Consider the following 20,466-nt stretch of genomic DNA (forward strand, 5'->3'; position numbering starts at 1 on the left):
ACAAGCCTCTCGAACCGGCGGTGAAGGGGCAGGCGGGAAGGGTGCCGGGCCGCGGGGTGCGGCCCGGCGCGGTCAATCTCTCTTGACCAACGCGGCACCCGCCCGTCGGTCACGGTCCGGGGCGTGCGGGAGTCGGCCCGTACGCCCCCTGGGGCGTCGGACCATAGACTGAGGTCGCGTTTTTGCCGTTCTTCGCCGTTCTCCGCCCTGTATGAGAGGTCGTTCGCCACCCATGAGGCTCGTCTTCGCCGGTACCCCCGAGGTCGCCCTGCCCGCGCTGGACGCACTGATCGCGTCCGACCGGCATGAGGTGGTGGCCGTCGTGACCCGTCCCGACGCGCCCGCCGGGCGCGGCCGTCGGCTGGTGGCCAGCCCCGTCGCGGAGCGGGCCGAGGAGGCGGGCATCGAGGTGCTGAAACCGGCCAAGCCGCGGGACGCGGACTTCCTCGCCCGGCTCGCCGAGATCGCCCCCGACTGCTGCCCGGTGGTGGCGTACGGCGCGCTGCTGCCCAAGGCGGCGCTGGAGGTCCCGGCGCACGGCTGGGTCAATCTTCACTTCTCGCTGCTGCCCGCGTGGCGCGGTGCGGCGCCGGTGCAGCACGCGGTGCTCGCGGGCGACGAGGTCACCGGGGCGTCGACGTTCCAGATCGAGGAGGGGCTGGACTCCGGGCCGGTGTACGGGGTGGTCACCGAGGACGTACGGCCCACCGACACCAGCGGCGATCTGCTGACCCGGCTGGCCTTCGCCGGGGCCGGGCTGCTCGCGGCGACGATGGACGGCATCGAGGACGGTTCGCTGCGGGCGGTGCCGCAGTCCGCCGAGGGCGTCTCGCTCGCCCCGAAGATCAACGTCGAGGACGCGGAGATCGACTGGTCGGCGCCCGCGCTGCGGGTCGACCGCCTGGTGCGGGCGTGCGCCCCGGCGCCGGGCGCGTGGACGACGTTCCGCGGGGAGAGGCTGAAGGTGGTCTCGGCGGCGCCGGTGGCGGACCGTACGGATCTGGCCCCCGGTGCGCTCGCCGCGACCAAGAAGGCGGTGTACGCGGGCACGGGCAGCCATGCCGTGGAGCTGACCTCGGTCCGGCCGCAGGGCAAGAAGCCGATGGCCGCGGCGGACTGGGCCCGTGGCGTGCGGATCGCCGAGGGCGAGCGGCTCGGCGGCTGAGCGGAGACCGGGACGGACGCGGACGCGCCGGGCGAGGCCGATCGTTGACCTCAACCTTGGTTCAAGTTCTACCGTCCTTGGTACGTGCCGCCGGTCCGGACCCACCGGCGTAATCACCGTGGCGGCACCCCGAACCCTTCGGAGGTGCGCGATGAGCATGGAAGTCACCGCGTGGCATTCCCTGTACCAGGCCACACACGCCAGCGACGACCGGCGGCCCTTCTCCCGTGCGACGCTGCGCCGCATCGGGGCCTTCGCCCGCCCGCACCGCCGCCCGCTGGTGCTGTTCGTCCTGCTGAGCACGGTGGTGGCGGTGACCGCGGTCGCCACCCCGCTGCTCGCGGGCAGGGTGGTGAACGCGATCGACCGCCATGCGCACGAGTCCACGGTCCTCGGTCTTGCCGGGCTGATCGCCGCCATCGCCGTGGCCGAGGCGGCGCTCGGGCTGCTGACCCGGCGGCTGTCGGCGAACATCGGCGAGGGGCTGATCCTCGATCTGCGCACCGCCGTCTTCGACCACGTGCAGCGGATGCCGGTCGCCTTCTTCACCCGCACCCGCACCGGTGCGCTGGTCAGCCGCCTCAACAATGATGTGATCGGCGCGCAGCGGGCGTTCAGCGACACCCTCTCCGGAGTGGTGAGCAACGCGGTGACGCTGCTGCTCACGTTCGTCGTGATGGTCGGCATCTCCTGGCAGATCACGCTCCTCGCGCTGCTGATCCTGCCGGTCTTCCTGCTGCCCGCCCGCCGGGTCGGCGGACGGCTCGCCAAGCTGCGGCGCGAGGCGGCGGCGCACAACGCCGCGATGGGCACCCAGATGACCGAACGGTTCTCCGCGCCCGGCGCGACGCTGGTGAAGCTCTTCGGCCGCCCCGCCGACGAGTCCGCCGAATTCGCCGCGCGGGCCCGCCGGGTGCGGGACATCGGCGTCCGTACGGCCATGGTCCAGGTCTCGTTCGTCACCGCGCTGACCCTCGTCTCCGCCCTGGCCCTGGCCCTCGTCTACGGCCTCGGCGGCTACTACGCGCTGCGCGGCAGCCTCAACCCCGGCGCCGTCGTCGCCCTCGCGCTGCTGCTCACCCGGCTGTACGCGCCGCTGACCGCGCTGGCCGGGGCGCGGGTGGAGGTGATGAGCGCGCTCGTCAGCTTCGAGCGGGTCTTCGAGGTGCTCGATCTGAAGCCGCTGATCACCGAGAAACCGGACGCCCGGCAGGTCCCGGACGGGCCGGTGTCGGTGGAGTTCGACCACGTCGACTTCGGCTATCCGTCGGCCGACAAGGTGTCACTCGCCTCCTTGGAGGAGGTCGCCCACCTGGACACCCGCGGCGGCGTCCAGGTGCTGCACGACGTGTCCTTCCGCGCCGAACCCGGCCAGATGGTCGCGCTGGTGGGATCCTCCGGCGCGGGCAAGTCGACCATCGCGCAACTGCTGCCGCGCCTCTACGACACCGACGCGGGCGCCGTCCGGCTGTCCGGCGTGGACGTCCGCGACCTGACCGCCGCCTCGCTGCGCGAAGCCCTCGGCATGGTCACCCAGGACGGCCACCTCTTCCACGACACGATCCGCGCCAACCTGCTGCTGGCCCGCCCCGAGGCGGCCGAGGAGGAGCTGTGGGAGGTGCTGCGCCGGGCCCGGCTGGACGGGCTGATCGCGTCGCTCGCGGACGGTCTCGACACGGTCGTCGGCGAACGCGGCTACCGCCTCTCCGGCGGCGAGCGGCAGCGGCTGACCATCGCCCGGCTGCTGCTCGCCCGCCCCCGGGTGGTGCTCCTCGACGAGGCCACCGCCCATCTGGACTCCACCTCCGAGGCCGCCGTGCAGGAGGCGCTCGCCGAGGCCCTGAACGGGCGGACCGCGGTGGTGATCGCCCACCGGCTGTCCACGGTGCGGGCGGCGGACCTCATCCTCGTCGTGGAGGACGGCCGGATCGTGGAGCGCGGTACCCACGACGCGCTGCTCGCCGCCGGGGGGCGCTACGCGGAGCTGTACCGCACCCAGTTCGAAACCCGGTCCGGTCCCGCCGGGATGCCCGGGGACGAGCCCGGGGAGCCCAGGGAGGCGGCCGGGGCGCTCAGCTGAGCCGCGTAGGCTAGGGAGTGATCACCCCATACCTTCCGGAGCACATTTCCCGTGAGCCCCCAGCCCGGCCCTCCCCGTCGCAGCCGCCCCGGCAAGCCCTACCGCCGACCGAAGAAGGACCCCGTACGGGTCCTCGCCTTCGAGGCGCTGCGGGCCGTCGACGAACGGGACGCGTACGCGAACCTCGTCCTCCCGCCCCTGCTCCGCAAGGCGCGGGAGGACGGCGGCTTCGACGCCCGGGACGCGGCGCTCACCACCGAGCTGGTCTACGGCACCCTGCGCCTCCAGGGCACCTACGACGCGATCATCGCCGAATGCGTGGACCGCCCGCTGCGCGAGGTGGACCCGCCCGTCCTCGACGTGCTGAGCCTGGGTGCCCATCAGCTGCTGGGCACCCGCATCCCCACCCACGCCGCCGTCTCCGCGAGCGTCGAACTCGCCCGGGTGGTGCTCGGCGACGGGCGCGCCAAGTTCGTCAACGCGGTGCTGCGCAAGATCGCCGCCGAGGACCTCGACACCTGGCTGGAGCGGGTCGCCCCGCCGTACGACGAGGACCCCGAGGACCATCTCGGCGTCGTGCACGCGCATCCGCGCTGGATCGTCTCGGCCCTGTGGGACGCGCTCGGCGGCGGCCGGGCCGGGATCGAGGACCTGCTGGAGGCCGACAACGAACGGCCCGAGGTCACCCTCGTCGCCCGCCCCGGCCGGGCCGCGCCCGACGAACTCGTCGCCGCCGTCGGCGAGGAGTCCGCGCTGCCGGGCCGCTGGTCCCCGTACGCCGTGCGGCTCGCCGAGGGCGGCGAACCCGGCGCGCTGGACGCGGTCCGCGAAGGGCGCGCCGGGGTGCAGGACGAGGGCAGCCAGCTCGTCGCCCTCGCGCTCGCGGCCGCCCCGCTGGACGGCCCCGACCGGCGCTGGCTGGACGGCTGCGCGGGCCCCGGCGGCAAGGCCGCGCTGCTCGGCGCGCTCGCCGCGGAGCGCGGCGCCGCCCTGCTGGCCGCCGAGAAGCAGCCGCACCGGGCCCGGCTGGTGGAACGGGCCCTCGCCGGAAACCCCGGCCCGTACCAGGTGATCGCCACCGACGGGACCCGGCCGCCGTGGCGGCCGGAGAGCTTCGACCGGGTGCTGGTCGACGTGCCGTGCACCGGCCTCGGCGCGCTGCGCCGCCGCCCCGAGGCGCGCTGGCGCCGCCGCCCCGAGGACCTGGCCGGGTTCGCCCCGCTCCAGCGCGGACTGCTGCGCGAGGCGCTGACCGCCGTACGCATCGGCGGCGTCGTCGGCTACGCGACCTGCTCCCCGCACCCGGCCGAGACCCGCGCCGTGGTCGAGGACGTGCTGGGGGAGGCCCGCAAGGGCCAGGGCGCGACGGCGGAGTGGATCGACGCCCGCCCCCTGATGCCGGGCGTCCCCGCCCTCGGCGAGGGCCCCGACGTCCAGCTGTGGCCGCATCTGCACGGCACCGACGCGATGTACCTGGCCCTGCTGCGCCGCACGGGCTGAAGGTGCGGGGGGAGCGTTCGACGCCCCCTTTAGGCCCCCGCCGGATCACGGGATATCTTGATGTCGAGCAATGTTACAGACGTGGAGCGGAGCACCCGGTGACTGACTCGACCATCATCTATACGCACACCGACGAGGCCCCGGCCTTGGCGACGTATTCGTTCCTGCCTGTGGTCGAGGCCTACGCCTCGACGGCCGGGGTCTCCGTGGAGCGGCGGGACATCTCCCTGGCCGGGCGCATCATCGCTCAGTTCCCCGAGCGCCTCGAGGCGAGCCAGCGCATCGAGGACGCCCTCGCCGAGCTGGGCGAGCTGGCCAAGACGCCCGGGGCCAACATCATCAAGCTGCCGAACATCTCGGCGTCCATCCCGCAGCTGAAGGCGGCCATCGCCGAGCTCCAGGAGCAGGGTTACGCGCTGCCGGACTACCCGGACGACCCGAAGACCGACGAGGAGCGGGACATCCGCGCCCGGTACGACAAGGTCAAGGGCAGCGCCGTCAACCCGGTCCTGCGCGAGGGCAACTCCGACCGCCGTGCCCCGGCGTCGGTGAAGAACTACGCCAAGGCCAACCCGCACCGCATGGGCGCCTGGTCGGCCGATTCGAAGACGAACGTCGCCCACATGACCGGCGACGACTTCCGCTCCACCGAGAAGTCCGCGGTGATCGCCGAGGACGGTGCGCTGCGCATCGAGCTGACCGGTGACGACGGCTCCACCACCGTGCTGCGCGAGTCGGTGCCGGTGCTCGCGGGCGAGGTCGTGGACGCGTCCGTGATGCGCGTGGCGGTGCTGCGCGAGTTCCTGAAGGAGCAGGTCGCGCGGGCCAAGGCCGAGGGCGTGCTGTTCTCGGTGCACCTGAAGGCCACGATGATGAAGGTCTCCGACCCGATCATCTTCGGCCACGTCGTACGGGCCTTCTTCCCGAAGACGTTCGCCGCGTACGGCCAGGAGCTGGCCGCGGCCGGGCTCACCCCGAACGACGGGCTCGGCGGCATCCTCAAGGGCCTGGAGTCGCTGCCCGAGGGCGCGAAGATCAAGGAGTCCTTCGAGGCGGAGCTGGCCGAGGGCCCGGAGCTGGCCATGGTCGACTCCGACCGCGGCATCACCAACCTGCACGTCCCGAGCGACGTCATCGTCGACGCCTCCATGCCGGCCATGATCCGTACCTCGGGCCACATGTGGGACACCAAGGGCGAGGAGGCCGACACCCTCGCGGTCATCCCGGACAGCAGCTACGCGGGCATCTACCAGGTCGTCATCGACGACTGCCGCGCCAACGGCGCCTTCGACCCGTCGACCATGGGCTCGGTGCCCAACGTCGGCCTGATGGCGCAGAAGGCCGAGGAGTACGGCAGCCACGACAAGACCTTCGAGATCCCGTCCACCGGCACGGTGCGGGTGACCGACGGCCAGGGCAACCTGGTCCTGGAGCAGACGGTCAGCGAGGGCGACATCTTCCGGATGTGCCAGACCAAGGACGCGCCGATCCGGGACTGGGTCAAGCTCGCCGTCACCCGCGCCCGCGCGACCGGCGACCCGGCGGTGTTCTGGCTGGACGAGGGCCGCGCCCACGACGCCAACCTCATCGCGAAGGTCAAGCAGTACCTCCCGGAGCACGACACCGAGGGGCTGCGGATCGAGATCATGTCGCCCGTCGACGCGATCGCGTTCTCCCTGGAGCGCATCCGCCGCGGCGAGAACACGATCTCGGTCACCGGCAACGTGCTGCGTGACTACCTGACCGACCTGTTCCCGATCCTGGAGCTGGGCACCAGCGCCAAGATGCTGTCGGTCGTGCCGCTGATGAACGGCGGCGGGCTGTTCGAGACCGGCGCCGGCGGCTCCGCGCCCAAGCACGTGCAGCAGCTGGTCAAGGAGAACTACCTGCGCTGGGACAGCCTGGGCGAGTTCCTCGCGCTCGCGGTCAGCTTCGAGCACCTCGCGCAGACCACCGGCAACGCGCGGGCCCAGGTGCTCGCCGACACCCTGGACCGGGCGACCGCGACGTTCCTCCACGAGAACAAGTCGCCCAGCCGCCGGGTCGGTGGCATCGACAACCGCGGCAGCCACTTCTACCTGGCCCTCTACTGGGCCCAGGAGCTGGCCAAGCAGACCGAGGACACCCAGCTCGCGGAGTCGTTCAAGGCGCTCGCCGCGACGCTGACCGAGCAGGAGCAGACCATCGTGGACGAGCTGCTCGCCGTCCAGGGCTCGCCGTCCGACATCGGTGGCTACTACCAGCCCGACGCGGCCAAGGCGTCGGCCGTGATGCGTCCGTCGAAGACCCTCAACCAGGCGCTCGCCGCCCTGCGCTGACGGTCCTCACGTACACCCGGGTTCCGCCCCGGCCGGTGCTCGCGCCCGGCCGGGGCGGTCCCTTATCCGCCCGCACCCCCGCTACGGGACGGCGGGCATCGCTTCCTGCGGGGCGCGGGTCGGGGTGTACGGCTTCGCCGTCCCCGCTTTCGGGTTGAGGTCCTTGTGGACCGCGCGCGCCACCGCCTGGATGGTGGCGACCCCGTCCTTCATGCGGGCGTTGTCCTGGGTGAGCACCGTGAGCGTGTAGTCCTGGCCGCGCCCGGTGAACGCGCCGATGCTGTGCACCCGCCAGCCGTGGGTGGCGCGCGACAGCCAGCCGTTCTTCACCTGGATCGTGGTCCCTCGCGGCGCGCCCGCCGGGGTGCCCCAGCGCTGGGACGGGACGACCTCGCGCATCAACTTGCGGATGTACGCACGGGAGTCCTCGTCGAGCACCGTGTTGGGGCGGGTCACCCGCTCCAGCAGCTTCTCCTCGTCGTTCGCGGTGATCTGGGTGAGCCCCCAGTAGCCGCCGCTGCCGGGCACGGTCCTGGTCATCCCGGCGGCCCGAAGGAACGCCTTCACCTTGGCCACCTTGAGCTGCCGCCACAGCGCGCTGGTGGCGTCGTTGTCCGACTTCGTGATCATGGCGGTGGCGAGCCGGGTCTCGCGCCGGGTCAGATCGCGGTCGTGCTTCTCGGCGTCCCACAGCAGCGTGGCCAGCACCGTCACCTTCACCACGCTCGCGGAGTCGAACGGCCGGTCCGCGCGCAGCGTGCAGCGGGTGTGCGTGGCGGGGACGTGCAGGCTGACCGCGGTGGTGGCGGACCGGCCGCGCAGCGCCGCGCCGATGTCCCGGGACAGCTCGGCGGCCTGACCCGCCCGGTCCGAGGTGCAGACCGTCCGCGGGGTCGCGGCCGTGGCGGTCTCCGCACCGGCGAGCGCCGGGGCGAGGAGCCCGGCAGCCAGCGCCACGGAGAGTGCGGCGCGGGGCCGCCGGCGTATTCGCTGTCGCGTCATGGTCGGTTGCCTCTGTCCTTACGTGTTCCCGCCCGTCACACGGGCATCCCTGGTCACTCATCCCTCATGACCCACAACCGACAGTGCGGGTTGCCTCGGAGGTCCAGGGTTTCGATCACCCCATCGCGGCTCCCGCGCGGCGGCAACCGGGGCGGGCCAAAGGGGCGGGCGACCGGGCGGCGGCCGTATCGTGATCATCCCGGGTCCATGGCCCGGCGGCGGGCGTGGCAGGCTGGTCCCATGGCCGTGCAGATCAATCCCAGCATCCTGTCCGCGGACTTCTCCCGCCTGGCGGACGAAGCCAAGGCCGTCGAGGGTGCCGACTGGCTCCATGTCGACGTCATGGACAACCACTTCGTGCCCAATCTGACCCTCGGAGTGCCGGTGGTGGAGGCGCTGGGCAAGGCGACGGACACGCCCATGGACTGCCACCTCATGATCGAGGACCCGGACCGCTGGGCCCCGGGTTACGTGGAGGCGGGGGCGGGCTCGGTCACCTTCCACGTGGAGGCCGCGGCCGCGCCCGTACGGCTGGCGCGCGAGATCCGCGCCAAGGGCGCGCGGGCGGCGATGGCGCTCAAGCCCGCGACCCCCATCGAGCCGTACGAGGACCTGCTGCCCGAGCTGGACATGCTGCTGGTGATGACCGTGGAGCCCGGCTTCGGCGGGCAGGCGTTCCTCGACATCATGCTGCCCAAGATCCGCCGCACCCGTGAGCTGATCTCCCGGCACGGGCTGGAGATGTGGCTCCAGGTGGACGGCGGGGTGTCCGCCTCGACCATCGAACGGTGCGCGGAGGCGGGCGCCGATGTGTTCGTGGCGGGTTCCGCGGTCTACGGGGCCGAGGACCCCGACAAGGCCGTGCGCGAGCTGCGCGCCCTGGCCGAGAACGCGAAGGGCACCACCGGACTGTGCGGCCACCAAGCTGCCGGTCGGTGAACGTCACGGTAAAGCACGAACCAACTCCACCGTTTCTGACAGGATGAACGGTGAGGCCGGAACATTGACAAGTGAGGAGACCGCGGTGTCGACGGGCCGTTCAGCCACGCGGATGGGACCCGCCGAACTGGTGCAGGCGGCGGCCATGGCGCGCCGCTTCTACCTCGAGGGCAAGTCCAAGATCCAGATTGCCGAGGAGTTCGGGGTCAGCCGCTTCAAGGTCGCGCGCGTGCTGGAGACCGCGCTCGAACGCGACCTGGTGCGGATCGAGATCCGGGTTCCCGCCGAACTCGACGCGGAGCGCTCCGACGCGCTGCGCGCCCGCTACGGGCTGCGCCACGCCGTCGTCGTCGAGTCCCCGGCGGACGCCGAGGCCGACACCCCGGACCCGGAGAACCTGGGCGAGGTCGCCGCGGACCTGCTCGGCGAGCTGGTGAACGAGGGCGATGTGCTCGGGCTGGCCTGGGGCCGTTCCACCATCCACATGGCCGCGGCGCTGCACCGGCTGCCCCCCTGCACCGTCGTCCAGCTCACCGGCGTGTACGACGCGGGCACGGCCGAGCGCGGCTCGGTCGAGGCGGTCCGGCGCGCCGCCGCCGTCTCCGGCGGCGAGGCCCACCCGATCTACGCGCCGATGCTGCTGCCGGACACCGCGACGGCCGACGCGCTGCGCGGGCAGACCGGGATCGCCCGGGCCTTCGAGTACTTCGACAAGGTCACCGTGGCGTGCGTGTCCATCGGCTCCTGGGAGGCCGGGATCTCCACGGTGTACGACATGCTCACCGAGGAGGAGCGGGCCCACTACGAGAGCCTCGGCGCCGCCGCCGAGATGTCGGCCCACCTCTTCGACGCCGAGGGTCGCCGCATCGGCCGCGACCTGGGCGAGCGGTGCATCACGGTGGAGGCCGACCGGCTGCGCCGGATCCCCGAGGTGGTGGCGATCGCGGGCGGCCGCCGCAAGGCGGAGGCGATCGGCGCGGTGCTGCGGTCGGGGCTGGTCACCAGCCTGGTGACGGACACGACGGCGGCCGACCACCTGCTGCTGGAGGCGGACCCGGGCCCCCGCCCCGCCCTCGACCGGGCGGACCCCGACGGCGTGTAGGACCCCGCTCCCGGCGCCCTCGGGCGCCGGGCCCGCCGTATCCGGGTTCGTACCACGGTTTGTGTCATTGCCCGCATGGGACAATGAAGTACGTGCGTTTCCTCAATGATCAGAAGCCGCCGTACGACCTGACGTACGACGATGTGTTCATGGTGCCGAGCCGCTCCGCGGTCGGCTCCCGCCAGGGCGTCGACCTGGCCTCACCCGACGGCACCGGTACCACCATCCCGCTCGTCGTCGCCAACATGACCGCGATCGCGGGGCGCCGGATGGCCGAAACGGTCGCCCGGCGCGGCGGTCTCGTCGTCATCCCGCAGGACATCCCGATCGACGTCGTCGCCGACGTCGTCCGCTGGGTCAAGAGCCGCCACCTGGTTCTCGACACCCCGATCGTGCTCGCCCCCTCCGGCACCGTCGCCGACGCCCTGTCGCTGCTGCACAAGCGGGCGCACGGCGCGGGCGTCGTGGTGCAGGACGGCCGCCCGGTGGGCGTGGTGACCGAGTCCGACCTGACCGGGGTGGACCGGTTCACGCAGCTGTCCGAGGTGATGTCCCGGGAGCTGCTGCTGCTCGACGCCGACATCGACCCGCAGGACGCCTTCGGCCGCCTCGACGCGGCGCACCGCAAGTTCGCCCCGGCCGTCGACGCCGACGGCAGGCTGGCCGGAATCCTGACCCGCAAGGGCGCGCTGCGCGCCACGCTGTACCAGCCCGCCGTGGACGCGGACGGACGGCTGCGCATCGCCGCCGCCGTGGGCGTCAACGGCGATGTGGAGGGGCATGCCAAGGCGCTGCTCGACGCCGGGGTGGACACCCTGGTCGTGGACACCGCGCACGGCCACCAGGAGTCGATGGTGGGCGCGCTCAAGGCGGTCCGCGCGCTCGGCCCGCGGGTGCCCATCGTGGCGGGCAACGTGGTCGCCGCGGAGGGCGTGCGCGATCTGGTCGAGGCGGGCGCCGACATCGTCAAGGTCGGCGTCGGCCCGGGCGCCATGTGCACCACCCGCATGATGACCGGCGTGGGCCGCCCGCAGTTCTCCGCGGTGCTGGAATGCGCCGCGGAGGCGCGGAAGTTGGGCAAGCACGTCTGGGCGGACGGAGGGATCCGGCATCCGCGCGACGTGGCGATGGCGCTGGCGGCCGGGGCGTCCAACGTCATGGTCGGCTCGTGGTTCGCCGGTACGTACGAGTCCCCCGGCGACCTCCAGCACGCCGCCGACGGGCGGCCGTACAAGGAGAGCTTCGGCATGGCGTCCGCGCGCGCCGTGCGCAACCGCACCAGCGAGGAGTCGCCCTACGAGCGCGCCCGCAAGGCGCTGTTCGAGGAGGGCATCTCGACCTCGCGGATGTTCCTGGACCCGACCCGGCCGGGCGTCGAGGACCTGATCGACTCGATCATCGCGGGGGTGCGCAGCTCCTGCACCTACGCGGGCGCGGGCTCGCTGGAGGAGTTCCACGAGCGCGCCGTGGTCGGCGTGCAGAGCGCCGCGGGCTACGCCGAGGGCAAGCCGTTGCACGCCAGCTGGGAGTGACGAGACGGTGCCCCGCAGGGCACCACATGACGGTGGCCCCACTCGGCTCGGGTGAGTGGGGCCACCGTCATGTCGCGCTACCGGATGACGCCACGCGGGTCACCGCCCCGCCGGGGCAGGGCGTGCCGGGGCGGGCTGGTGAGCGTGATCTGGCGCACCAGTTGGTGGAACGAGACCAGCGCGGCGACCGGGGGGAGTCCGGCGACGGCCATGCTGGGCGCGTTCTTGGGGGCGTGCGCGACGCACAGGAACACCGCGATCGTCGAGAAGAGCACGACCACCGCCCACGAGTGCGCCGCCCCGCGGCGGTGCAGCGCGGCCCGCAGCACGGACAGCGAGGCGACCAGCCAGGGGCCGTAGACCAGCAGGGGCCACCACGCCGCCATGGACTCCGAGGTGCTGGGGGAGGCCAGATAGCGCAGCGGGGGGTACGAGATCATCCCGCCCAGCACGCTCAGCATGGCGACGATCACGGTGGTCATCGCGGCGAAGATCAGGCTCGTCATCTGGAGCCACGGCATCGTCGGCAGCCGGAAGCGGACCCGGCGGCGCTTGCCGCGCCCGCGCACATGGGCGGGGGAGGGGGACCGGATGGGGATCGGACCGGTGGCGTGCACCGGGTCCTCGACGGGAACGGAAGGGGGGACGGACGAGGAAGCGGGCGGGGAGACGGTGGGGACGGCCCCGGTGCTCTGGAGCAGCCGCGCCAGGTCTCCTTCCAGGTCCCAGCGGCCCTCGAGGGAATCCGGGTCCGGCAGGGGGAAAGGATTCATCTCGTAGTCGACGCCCACGTCGAACCGCTCGGAGGGGATGGGCGGCGGGAAGTGGCCGGTGGGAGGGGGCCCGTAGCCGCCCGGCCTCGGCTCGGTGTACGTCATGCCTGGACGCCCGCCTCGACGCCCGGCTCCGCCGAACCGGAGCCGTTCGTACCGGAGCGCTGGAGGAAGTCGTCTTCGATCCTGCCCAGGGTCCTGAGGAAGTCCTCCCAGACCCTCGAGCAGTATTCGAGGGGGTAATCGTGCGGGAACCGCTCCTCCTCCGTTCCGTGGTCCCGGGCCCGGAACACGGGTTCGGTCGTGAGCGGAGCGTGGTCAGGGGGTTGCAGCCTGTCAGTCGTCACGTCCCCACCAACGACCGCCAAATTGGTGCCGTATCGCGGCATTCGGGTGAACCGGGGGGTGACGCGCGCGCGGGTGTCGCAATGATTCCCTGGCGAGCGCCCCCGCGCGCAATGTTCGGACAGGTATGCGCAAGGATGGTGCATTACGGCCACGGCCGGACGACTCATAGGGTCTTGCGCTGACGCTGAGTGGCGGAGGCCGACTGCTTGGCGATTCCCACCTGCGGATTTGTCACCGGGCATCCCTATGCCCGCGTTCGGTCGTACGCCACCAGACACCAAGCCGATGGCAGCGATTAAGGAGCCACCCACGTGTTGGAGCACGGCACAGCCCCTCCCACCGCCCAACGACCGGAGGCAGGGCCTCCGGCCGGCGGGCTCGGCGCCCGACTGATGCGGCGCAAACCGGTGGAGCGGCTGGTCGCCGAGGGCGGCCAGGGCGAGGGCGGGAGCCTGCGGCGCTCCATGGGCGTCTGGCAGCTGACCATGATCAGCATCGGCGCGACGCTGGGCACCGGCATCTTCGTCGTCCTCGGCGAGGCGGTGCCGGACGCGGGCCCCGCGGTCATCGTGTCCTTCGTCATAGCCGGGCTCACCGCGCTGTTCTCCGCGCTCTCGTACGCGGAGCTGGCGGGCACCATCCCGGTCTCCGGGTCCTCGTACTCGTACGCGTACGCCACCATGGGCGAGCTGGTCGCCTGGGTGTGCGGCTGGTGCCTGATCCTGGAGTACGGCGTCTCCGTCGCGGCCGTCGCCGTCGGCTGGGGCGAGTACCTCAACGAGCTGCTGAACGGCACGCTCGGCATCACCATCCCCGACGCGCTGGCCGCCCCGCCCGGCGACGGCGGCATCTTCAACCTGCCCGCGCTGCTCGTGGTGCTGCTGTCCATGGCCTTCCTGCTGGGCGGCGCCAAGGAGAGCGCCCGGGCCAACGCGATCATGGTCGGGGTGAAGGTCGCCGCGCTGATCCTGTTCTGCGCCGTCGCCTTCACCGGCATCCGGGCCGGGAACTACACGCCGTTCATGCCGCTGGGCATGGCGGGCGTCAGCGCCGCCGGGGCCACCCTCTTCTTCTCGTACATCGGCTTCGACGCCGCCTCCACGGCCGGTGAGGAGGCGAAGAACCCGCAGCGCGACCTGCCCCGCGCGATCATGCTCTCGCTCGTCATCGTCACCGCCCTGTACTGCCTGGTCGCGGCGGTCGCGGTGGGCGCCCTGCCGTGGAAGAGGTTCTCGGGCACCGAGGCCGCGCTCGCCGGGATCATGGAGGACGTGACCGGCCAGAGCTTCTGGGGCGTGGTGCTGGCGGCCGGCGCGGTCGTCGCGATCGCCTCCGTGGTGCTGACCGTGCTCTACGGCCAGACCCGCATCCTCTTCGCGATGTCCCGCGACGGGCTGGTGCCCCCGGTCTTCTCCAAGGTCCACGCCGGGACCGGGGTGCCGCGCGCCAACACCGTCATCGTCTCGCTCTTCTGCGGCATCCTCGCCGCCGCGGTCCCGCTCGGCCAGCTCGCCGACGCCACCAGCATCGGCACGCTCTTCGCGTTCGCGCTGGTCAACATCGCCGTGATCGTGCTGCGCCGGACCCGGCCCGATATGACGCGGACCTTCCGGGTGCCGCTGTCGCCGCTCTTCCCGCTCATCGGCTTCGGGCTGTGCCTGTGGATGATGAACAGTCTGGAACTCGTGACCTGGGTGGTCTTCGGTGTCTGGATGGCCGTCGGGCTTGTGCTGTACTTCGCATACGGCATGCGCCGATCCCGACTGGCCACAGCAGAGAAGTGACTCCCCCGCAGTGCGACTGAACGACCTCGACGAACGCATCGTCCACGCCCTCGCCGAAGACGCCCGCCGCTCCTACGCCGACATCGGCGAACTGGTCGGCCTGTCCGCCCCCGCCGTCAAACGGCGGGTGGACCGGCTGCGGGCCGACGGCGCCATCACCGGCTTCACCGTACGGGTGGACCCGGCGGCGCTGGGCTGGGAGACCGAGGGGTTCGTCGAGCTGTACTGCCGCCACAACACCTCGCCCGACGACATCCGCCGGGGCCTGTCGCGCTACCCGGAGGTGGCGTCCGCGTCGACCGTCACCGGCGACGCGGACGCCGTCGTCCAGGTCTTCGCCGCCGACATGCGCCACTTCGAGCGGGTGCTGGAGCGGATAGCGGGCGAGCCGTTCGTGGAGCGCACCAAGTCGGTGCTGGTGCTGTCGCCGCTGCTGCGGCGCTACACCTCGGGCGCCCCCGCGTAGGCGCGCCCCCGCGTAGTGCCCCGGGGCCGGAGCGGCTGTTGTCGCTCCGGCCCCGGCGCAACGAATCGCCGTACCGGGCCGAAAACCCGTAACGGATCCACGGCGAGCGCGCAACGATCGCGCCTTGTCGGTCGTTCTCGGCGCAACGTACCGTTTTCTGCGTACGTCACGTCTCCCCAGAGGTCTCCATGCCGCCGCTGCGCACCGCCCTGCTCCAGAGCTCCGGTCACCCCGGCGACCCCGCCCGTAACCTCAAGGCCCTCGACGCCGCCGCCGAGCGCGCCGCCGCGGACGGGGCCAAGCTGCTGGTCACATCCGAGATGTTCCTCACGGGCTACGCCATCGGCGACGGTGTGCACCGGCTGGCCGAGCCCGCCGACGGGCCCAGCGGCCGGGCCGTGGCCGAGATCGCCGCCGAGCACGGCATCGCCGTCCTCTACGGCTACCCGGAGCGCGCCGGGCAGGCCGTCCACAACTCCGCCCGCCTGGTCGGCCCGGACGGTGCCCCGCTCGCCAACTACCGCAAGACCCACCTCTTCGGGTGCTTCGAGAACGACTGGTTCACCCCGGGCGACGCCCCCGTCGTCCAGGCCGAGCTGGGCGGGCTGACCATCGGCATCCTGATCTGCTACGACGTGGAGTTCCCGGAGAACGTCCGGGCCCACGCCCTGGCCGGGACCGATCTGCTGCTGGTGCCGACCGCGCAGATGCACCCCTTCCAGTTCGTCGCGGAATCCCTCGTCCCGGTACGGGCCTTCGAGAGCCAGATGTACATCGCGTACGTCAACCGCAGCGGCCCCGAGGGCGAATTCGACTTCATCGGGCTGAGCTGCCTGGCCGGGCCCGACGGCACCATGCGCGCACGGGCCGGGCGCTCCGAGGAACTCGTCCTCGGCGACGCCGACCCCCGGCTGCTGGCCACCTCGCGCCGGATCAACCCGTATCTGCGCGACCGCCGCCCCGGGCTGTACGGGTCCCTCGGCTGAGACCCCGCCACCCTCACCTTCCCCCCTCACCGTCGCTCGATCCGCAAGGAGTCCGTACCCGATGACGTCCACGGTGCCCACCGCCGTCCATGACGAGCACGAGTCCGAGCACGCCGACACCCTTCCGCCCGTCACGATGTTCGGCCCGGACTTCCCGTACGCCTACGACGACTTCCTCGCCCACCCCGCGGGCCTCGGCCAGATACCGGCGACCGAGCACGGCAGCGAGGTCGCGGTCATCGGCGGCGGACTGTCCGGCATCGTGACCGCGTACGAGCTGATGAAGATGGGCCTGCGGCCCGTCGTGTACGAGGCCGACCGGATCGGCGGACGGCTGCGCACCGTCGGGTTCGAGGGCTGTGACCAGGAGCTGACCGCCGAGATGGGCGCGATGCGGTTCCCGCCGTCCTCCACCGCGCTCCAGCACTACATCGACCTGGTCGGCCTCACCACCGAGCCGTTCCCCAACCCGCTGGCCCCCGACACCCCCTCCACCGTCGTCGACCTCAAGGGCGAGTCGCACTACGCCCGCACCATCGACGACCTGCCGCAGGTGTACCGGGAGGTCGCGGACGCCTGGAACGCCTGCCTGGAGGAGGGTGCCGACTTCTCCGACATGAACCGCGCCATCCGCGAACGCGACGTCCCGCGCATCCGCGAGATCTGGGCGAAGCTCGTGGAGAAGCTCGACAACCAGACGTTCTACGGCTTCCTCTGCGACTCCTCCGCCTTCACGTCCTTCCGCCACCGGGAGATCTTCGGCCAGGTCGGCTTCGGCACCGGCGGCTGGGACACCGACTTCCCCAACTCCATCCTGGAGATCCTCCGCGTCGTCTACACCGAGGCCGACGACCACCACCGCGGCATCGTCGGCGGCAGCCAGCAGCTTCCGCTGCGGCTGTGGGAGCGCGAGCCCGAGAAGATCGTCCACTGGGCGCAGGGCACCTCGCTGTCCTCCCTGCACGACGGCGCGCCGCGCCCGGCCGTGACCCGGCTGCACCGCGCCGCGGGCGACCGGATCGTGGTGACGGACGCGAACGGTGACATCCGCTCGTACGGGGCGGTCGTCTTCACCGCGCAGTCCTGGATGCTGCTCTCCAAGATCGACTGCGATGACTCGCTCTTCCCGATCGACCACTGGACGGCGATCGAGCGCACCCACTACATGGAGTCCAGCAAGCTCTTCGTGCCCGTCGACCGGCCGTTCTGGCTCGACAAGGACGAGGAGACCGGCCGGGACACGATGAGCATGACGCTCACCGACCGGATGACCCGCGGTACGTACCTCCTGGACAACGGCCCGGACCGGCCCGCCGTCATCTGCCTCTCGTACACCTGGTGCGACGACAGCCTCAAGTGGCTGCCGCTGTCCGCCAACGAACGGATGGAGGTCATGCTGAAGTCGCTGTCGGAGATCTATCCGAAGGTCGACATCCGCAAGCACATCATCGGCAGCCCGGTCACGGTGTCGTGGGAGAACGAGCCGTACTTCATGGGCGCGTTCAAGGCCAACCTGCCCGGCCACTACCGCTACCAGCGGCGGCTGTTCACCCACTTCATGCAGGACCGGCTGCCTGCCGATCAGCGCGGCATCTTCCTCGCGGGGGACGACATCTCCTGGACCGCGGGCTGGGCCGAGGGCGCCGTACAGACCGCGCTGAACGCGGTGTGGGGCGTCATGCACCGCTTCGGTGGCGCCACCGACCCGGGCAACCCGGGGCCGGGCGACGTGTACGACGAGATCGCGCCCGTCGAACTCCCCGAGGACTGAGCGCCCTCAGCCGCCGGACGGCAGGGGAGTGAGCAGACAGCGCCCGACGAGCCCCACGCTCTTGTCGATCCGCTCCGCGAACTCCTCCACCAGCTCCGGCAGCGCCCGCAGTCCCCACAGGGCGCGGAACGCCGACCATGCGGCGTCCCGCGCCTTGTCCAGGCTCCACGAGCCGACCAGATGGGTCAGCGGGTCGGCCGCCTCCAGCAGATCCGGGCCGGGCATCAGCTCCTCCCGGATCCGCTCCTCCAGCCCGGCGAGCAGCGCCCCGACCCGGTCGAAGTCGCCCTCCAGGGCGGCCGGTTCCGCGCCCCGGGACCGGCAGGTGTCCACCAGCGCGAGCGCCAGGTCATGCCCGATGTGGGCGTTGATCCCGGCCAGCGCGAACTGCACCGGGCGGACGGAAGGGTGGGCGCGCAGCTCGAACAGCGGCCGCCAGCAGGCCGGTGGCCGCCGCCCGGCCACCCCCGCGTCGACCGCCGCCAGATAGCGGGCGGCGAACCGTACGTCCAACTCCTCGGTGGCGGCCGGGTCCTGGAAGTAGCCGGTGCCGAGGCGGCGGCCGACCTCCTCGGTGACCGACAGATACACCCGGTTGAAGACCGCCACCCCGTCCTCGGGCGGCAGCGCCGCGCCGAGCGCGCTCATGCGCGCCACGACGCTCTGCACGGTGCGCGGCGCGTCCAGCCGCTGGGCGGGCATCGTCATGGGGGACAGCGTGGCAGCGCACACGCGGGCCCGGGTACCGGTGGGCCGTCACATCCCCCGGACGGCGCAACGGTTCGGGGTTCGGTGAGGACCGTTACAGCGCGCGCGTCTACAGCGCGCCCGCGTCGCGGGCCGTCCACATCGTCGGGTACAGCGGACGCCAGCCCAGCTCCTCGCGCAGCCGCAGGTTCGAGGTGCAGCCGAACCAGGTGTCGCCGTCCGTCCGCTCGGTGAGGCCCTCGGGGAGCGGCGCCCCGAGGATCTGGTGCAGCTCGACGACGGTCGCCGGGGCGTCGTCCACGATGTTGTACTTCCGCCCGGACACCGAGCCGCCCGCCGTACCGCCGGGGGCGCGCAGCAGCCGCAGCAGCGCCTGCGTCACATCCGCGTGGTGGACCATGGCCACCCGCTGGTTCCCGGCCCAGGTCCCGCCCAGCCGGAGCGCCTCGGCCAGATGCGGATCGCCGTCCCCGTACACGAAGGCCAGACTGCCGATCCGCAGGTCGAGACCGTGCTGTCGGTGCAGTGCCAGCAGCTCCCGCTCGGCCTCCGCCTTCGAGGCGGGGTACGCGCCCCACAGCAGGCCGCCGGGCACGCTCTCGTCGTCCTCCACCAGCGGCCGCCCGCGCGAGGCGCCGTACGTGAGGTTGGTGCTGACCTGGACGAACCGGCTCGTGCCCGCCTCGACCGCGGCCCGTCCCAGCGCGACCGCGGCGTCCCGGTTGACCGCCCACGCCTCCTCGTCCGGCACCCCGCGGAACGCCGCCGCGATGTTGACCACGGCGTGCGCCCCGTCCATCGCCTTCCGCAGGTCCTTCTCCTCGCGCAGATCACCCACCGCGACCTGCGCGCCGAGCGCCGCGAACGGCGCGCCCCGCTCCTCGTCGCGGACCAGCACCCGTACCTCGGTACCGGACCGGGCCCCCTCCAGCAGCCGCTTCGTGAACCGCTGCCCCACGCGCCCTGTCACACCCGTCACCAGAATCAACGGCATTCGATCATCCATCCTTCGCTCTTGATCGCTTGGTGGTCAGCCTGCGCCGGGCGGTGGAGCGACGGGAGAGACCTGCGTATCCAGGGATCGGCAGACCCTGGATACGGAACGGCCGCGGCGCGACGATGGAGCCGTGCACCGTACGGAACTCGCGGACTTCCTGCGCCGCTGCCGCGCCCGCCTCGGCCCCGCCGACGTGGGGCTGACCCCCGGCCCGCGGCGGCGTACGCCCGGGCTGCGCCGGGAGGAGGTCGCCCAGCTCACCGGCATGTCCCCGGACTACTACACCCGGCTGGAACAGGCCCGCGGCCCGCGGCCGTCCCGCCACATGCTGACCGCGCTCGCGCGTGCGCTCCGGCTCACCGACGACGAACGCGACCACCTCTTCCACCTGGTCGGGGAGGAACCGCCGCGCGACCGCACCACCTCCGGGCATGTACGCCCCGGACTGCTGCGGGTCCTGGACCGGCTGTACGACACCCCGGCGCAGGTGATCACCGACTGGGGCGATGTGCTGGCGCAGAACGCGATGGCGGCCGCCCTGGTCGGCGACATCTGCGCACGCCCGCCGGGCGACCGCAACATCGTCCGGAGCTTCTTCCTCCGGCCGCCGCAGGACTCCGACTCCGGGCTCTTCCCGACCGAGGACATGAAGGAGCACGCCCGCACCCACGTCGCCAACCTCCGCGCCGTGGTCGCCGCCCGCCCCGACGACCCGGGCCCGGCGGCCCTGGTCGCCGAACTGCGCGCGGCCAGCGCGGAGTTCGCGGCGCTGTGGGAGACGCACGAGGTCGCGGTGCGCCGCTCGACCGTCAAGCGGTTCGTGCACCCGGTGGTGGGGGCGCTGGAGCTGGAGTGCGAGGTCCTGCTGAGCGCGGAACACGCCCAGCGCCTGATCGTCCACACGGCGGTCCCGGGCACGGAGTCGGCCGAACGCCTGGAACTGCTGCGGGTGGTGGGCCTCCAGGACCTGACCCCCAGCGGCTGACCCCGGGGCC

17 protein-coding genes are annotated in these 20,466 nt (G+C 72.3%); 12 read left to right on the top strand and 5 right to left on the bottom strand.

Translation table 11 applies throughout. From position 1 onward, the window contains the following. Positions 1-232: 232 nt before the first annotated feature. The 4 genes from fmt to HYQ63_RS35275 all read left to right on the top strand — a co-directional run bounded on the left by fmt (position 233) and on the right by HYQ63_RS35275 (position 7,063). Complete coding sequence (fmt, locus tag HYQ63_RS35260; RefSeq protein WP_179937793.1) at positions 233-1,165, top strand: methionyl-tRNA formyltransferase; 933 nt, start codon at positions 233-235, stop codon at positions 1,163-1,165. A 151-nt stretch (positions 1,166-1,316) separates the two neighbouring features. After that, entirely contained in the window at positions 1,317-3,245 is a 1,929-nt protein-coding gene (locus HYQ63_RS35265; protein WP_257232331.1) for an ABC transporter ATP-binding protein, read from the top strand. Between the two features lie 51 nt (positions 3,246-3,296). Then, positions 3,297-4,745, top strand: coding sequence for an RsmB/NOP family class I SAM-dependent RNA methyltransferase (locus HYQ63_RS35270; protein ID WP_179937794.1), 1,449 nt, complete (start codon positions 3,297-3,299; stop codon positions 4,743-4,745). A 98-nt stretch (positions 4,746-4,843) separates the two neighbouring features. Beyond that, positions 4,844-7,063, top strand: a complete 2,220-nt coding sequence (locus HYQ63_RS35275) for an NADP-dependent isocitrate dehydrogenase (RefSeq protein ID WP_179937795.1) — start codon at positions 4,844-4,846, stop codon at positions 7,061-7,063. Positions 7,064-7,144: 81 nt separating this feature from the next. Here HYQ63_RS35275 and HYQ63_RS35280 read toward each other — a convergent pair whose 3' ends face one another. After that, positions 7,145-8,065 carry a serine hydrolase gene (locus tag HYQ63_RS35280; protein ID WP_179937796.1) on the bottom strand — a complete coding sequence of 307 codons (921 nt, stop codon included), beginning with the start codon at positions 8,063-8,065 and terminating at the stop codon, positions 7,145-7,147. A 240-nt stretch (positions 8,066-8,305) separates the two neighbouring features. On the opposite strand from HYQ63_RS35280, the gene rpe reads away from it, so the two are divergent. From rpe to HYQ63_RS35295, 3 genes are all read left to right on the top strand, one after another. Then, on the top strand, positions 8,306-9,004 hold the full coding sequence (rpe, locus tag HYQ63_RS35285; RefSeq protein ID WP_179937797.1) for a ribulose-phosphate 3-epimerase: 699 nt from the start codon (positions 8,306-8,308) through the stop codon (positions 9,002-9,004). A gap of 112 nt (positions 9,005-9,116) precedes the next feature. After that, positions 9,117-10,106, top strand: a complete 990-nt coding sequence (locus HYQ63_RS35290; RefSeq protein WP_179940831.1) for a sugar-binding transcriptional regulator — start codon at positions 9,117-9,119, stop codon at positions 10,104-10,106. 83 nt (positions 10,107-10,189) lie between these two features. Beyond that, on the top strand, positions 10,190-11,638 hold the full coding sequence (locus HYQ63_RS35295; RefSeq protein WP_179937798.1) for a GuaB1 family IMP dehydrogenase-related protein: 1,449 nt from the start codon (positions 10,190-10,192) through the stop codon (positions 11,636-11,638). 77 nt (positions 11,639-11,715) lie between these two features. Here the strand turns inward: HYQ63_RS35295 and HYQ63_RS35300 are convergent, their stop codons facing one another. Together HYQ63_RS35300 and HYQ63_RS35305 are read right to left on the bottom strand one after the other, a co-directional pair. After that, positions 11,716-12,516 (bottom strand): DUF2637 domain-containing protein, encoded by an 801-nt coding sequence (locus HYQ63_RS35300; protein WP_179937799.1) that lies wholly within the window; start codon positions 12,514-12,516, stop codon positions 11,716-11,718. Continuing rightward, on the bottom strand, positions 12,513-12,758 hold the full coding sequence (locus HYQ63_RS35305) for a hypothetical protein (protein ID WP_179937800.1): 246 nt from the start codon (positions 12,756-12,758) through the stop codon (positions 12,513-12,515). Before HYQ63_RS35305 ends, HYQ63_RS35300 begins: the two co-directional genes overlap by 4 nt. 312 nt (positions 12,759-13,070) lie before the next feature. On the opposite strand from HYQ63_RS35305, the gene HYQ63_RS35310 reads away from it, so the two are divergent. The 4 genes from HYQ63_RS35310 (at position 13,071) to HYQ63_RS35325 (ending at position 17,766) form a co-directional block, all read left to right on the top strand. Next, positions 13,071-14,543: an amino acid permease gene (locus HYQ63_RS35310; RefSeq protein ID WP_179937801.1), complete on the top strand. Its 1,473-nt coding sequence runs from the start codon at positions 13,071-13,073 to the stop codon at positions 14,541-14,543. A 10-nt stretch (positions 14,544-14,553) separates the two neighbouring features. After that, positions 14,554-15,009: an Lrp/AsnC family transcriptional regulator gene (locus HYQ63_RS35315; RefSeq protein ID WP_179937802.1), complete on the top strand. Its 456-nt coding sequence runs from the start codon at positions 14,554-14,556 to the stop codon at positions 15,007-15,009. A gap of 188 nt (positions 15,010-15,197) precedes the next feature. After that, positions 15,198-15,995 (top strand): carbon-nitrogen hydrolase family protein, encoded by a 798-nt coding sequence (locus HYQ63_RS35320; RefSeq protein ID WP_179937803.1) that lies wholly within the window; start codon positions 15,198-15,200, stop codon positions 15,993-15,995. 61 nt (positions 15,996-16,056) lie between these two features. Then, the gene (locus tag HYQ63_RS35325; RefSeq protein WP_179937804.1) at positions 16,057-17,766 is read left to right on the top strand and encodes an NAD(P)/FAD-dependent oxidoreductase; all 1,710 of its coding nucleotides are present in this window, start codon (positions 16,057-16,059) and stop codon (positions 17,764-17,766) included. Between the two features lie 6 nt (positions 17,767-17,772). Here HYQ63_RS35325 and HYQ63_RS35330 read toward each other — a convergent pair whose 3' ends face one another. After that, positions 17,773-18,468, bottom strand: a complete 696-nt coding sequence (locus HYQ63_RS35330) for a DUF5995 family protein (RefSeq protein ID WP_179940833.1) — start codon at positions 18,466-18,468, stop codon at positions 17,773-17,775. Between the two features lie 115 nt (positions 18,469-18,583). Then, positions 18,584-19,468, bottom strand: a complete 885-nt coding sequence (locus tag HYQ63_RS35335; protein ID WP_179937805.1) for an NAD(P)-dependent oxidoreductase — start codon at positions 19,466-19,468, stop codon at positions 18,584-18,586. A 133-nt stretch (positions 19,469-19,601) separates the two neighbouring features. Between HYQ63_RS35335 and HYQ63_RS35340 the strand changes: the two genes are divergently transcribed. Beyond that, on the top strand, positions 19,602-20,456 hold the full coding sequence (locus tag HYQ63_RS35340; RefSeq protein WP_179937806.1) for a helix-turn-helix transcriptional regulator: 855 nt from the start codon (positions 19,602-19,604) through the stop codon (positions 20,454-20,456). Positions 20,457-20,466 lie beyond the last annotated feature (10 nt).

This window comes from Streptomyces sp. Rer75 (genome assembly GCF_013414305.1).
Lineage (GTDB): Bacteria > Actinomycetota > Actinomycetes > Streptomycetales > Streptomycetaceae > Streptomyces > Streptomyces himastatinicus.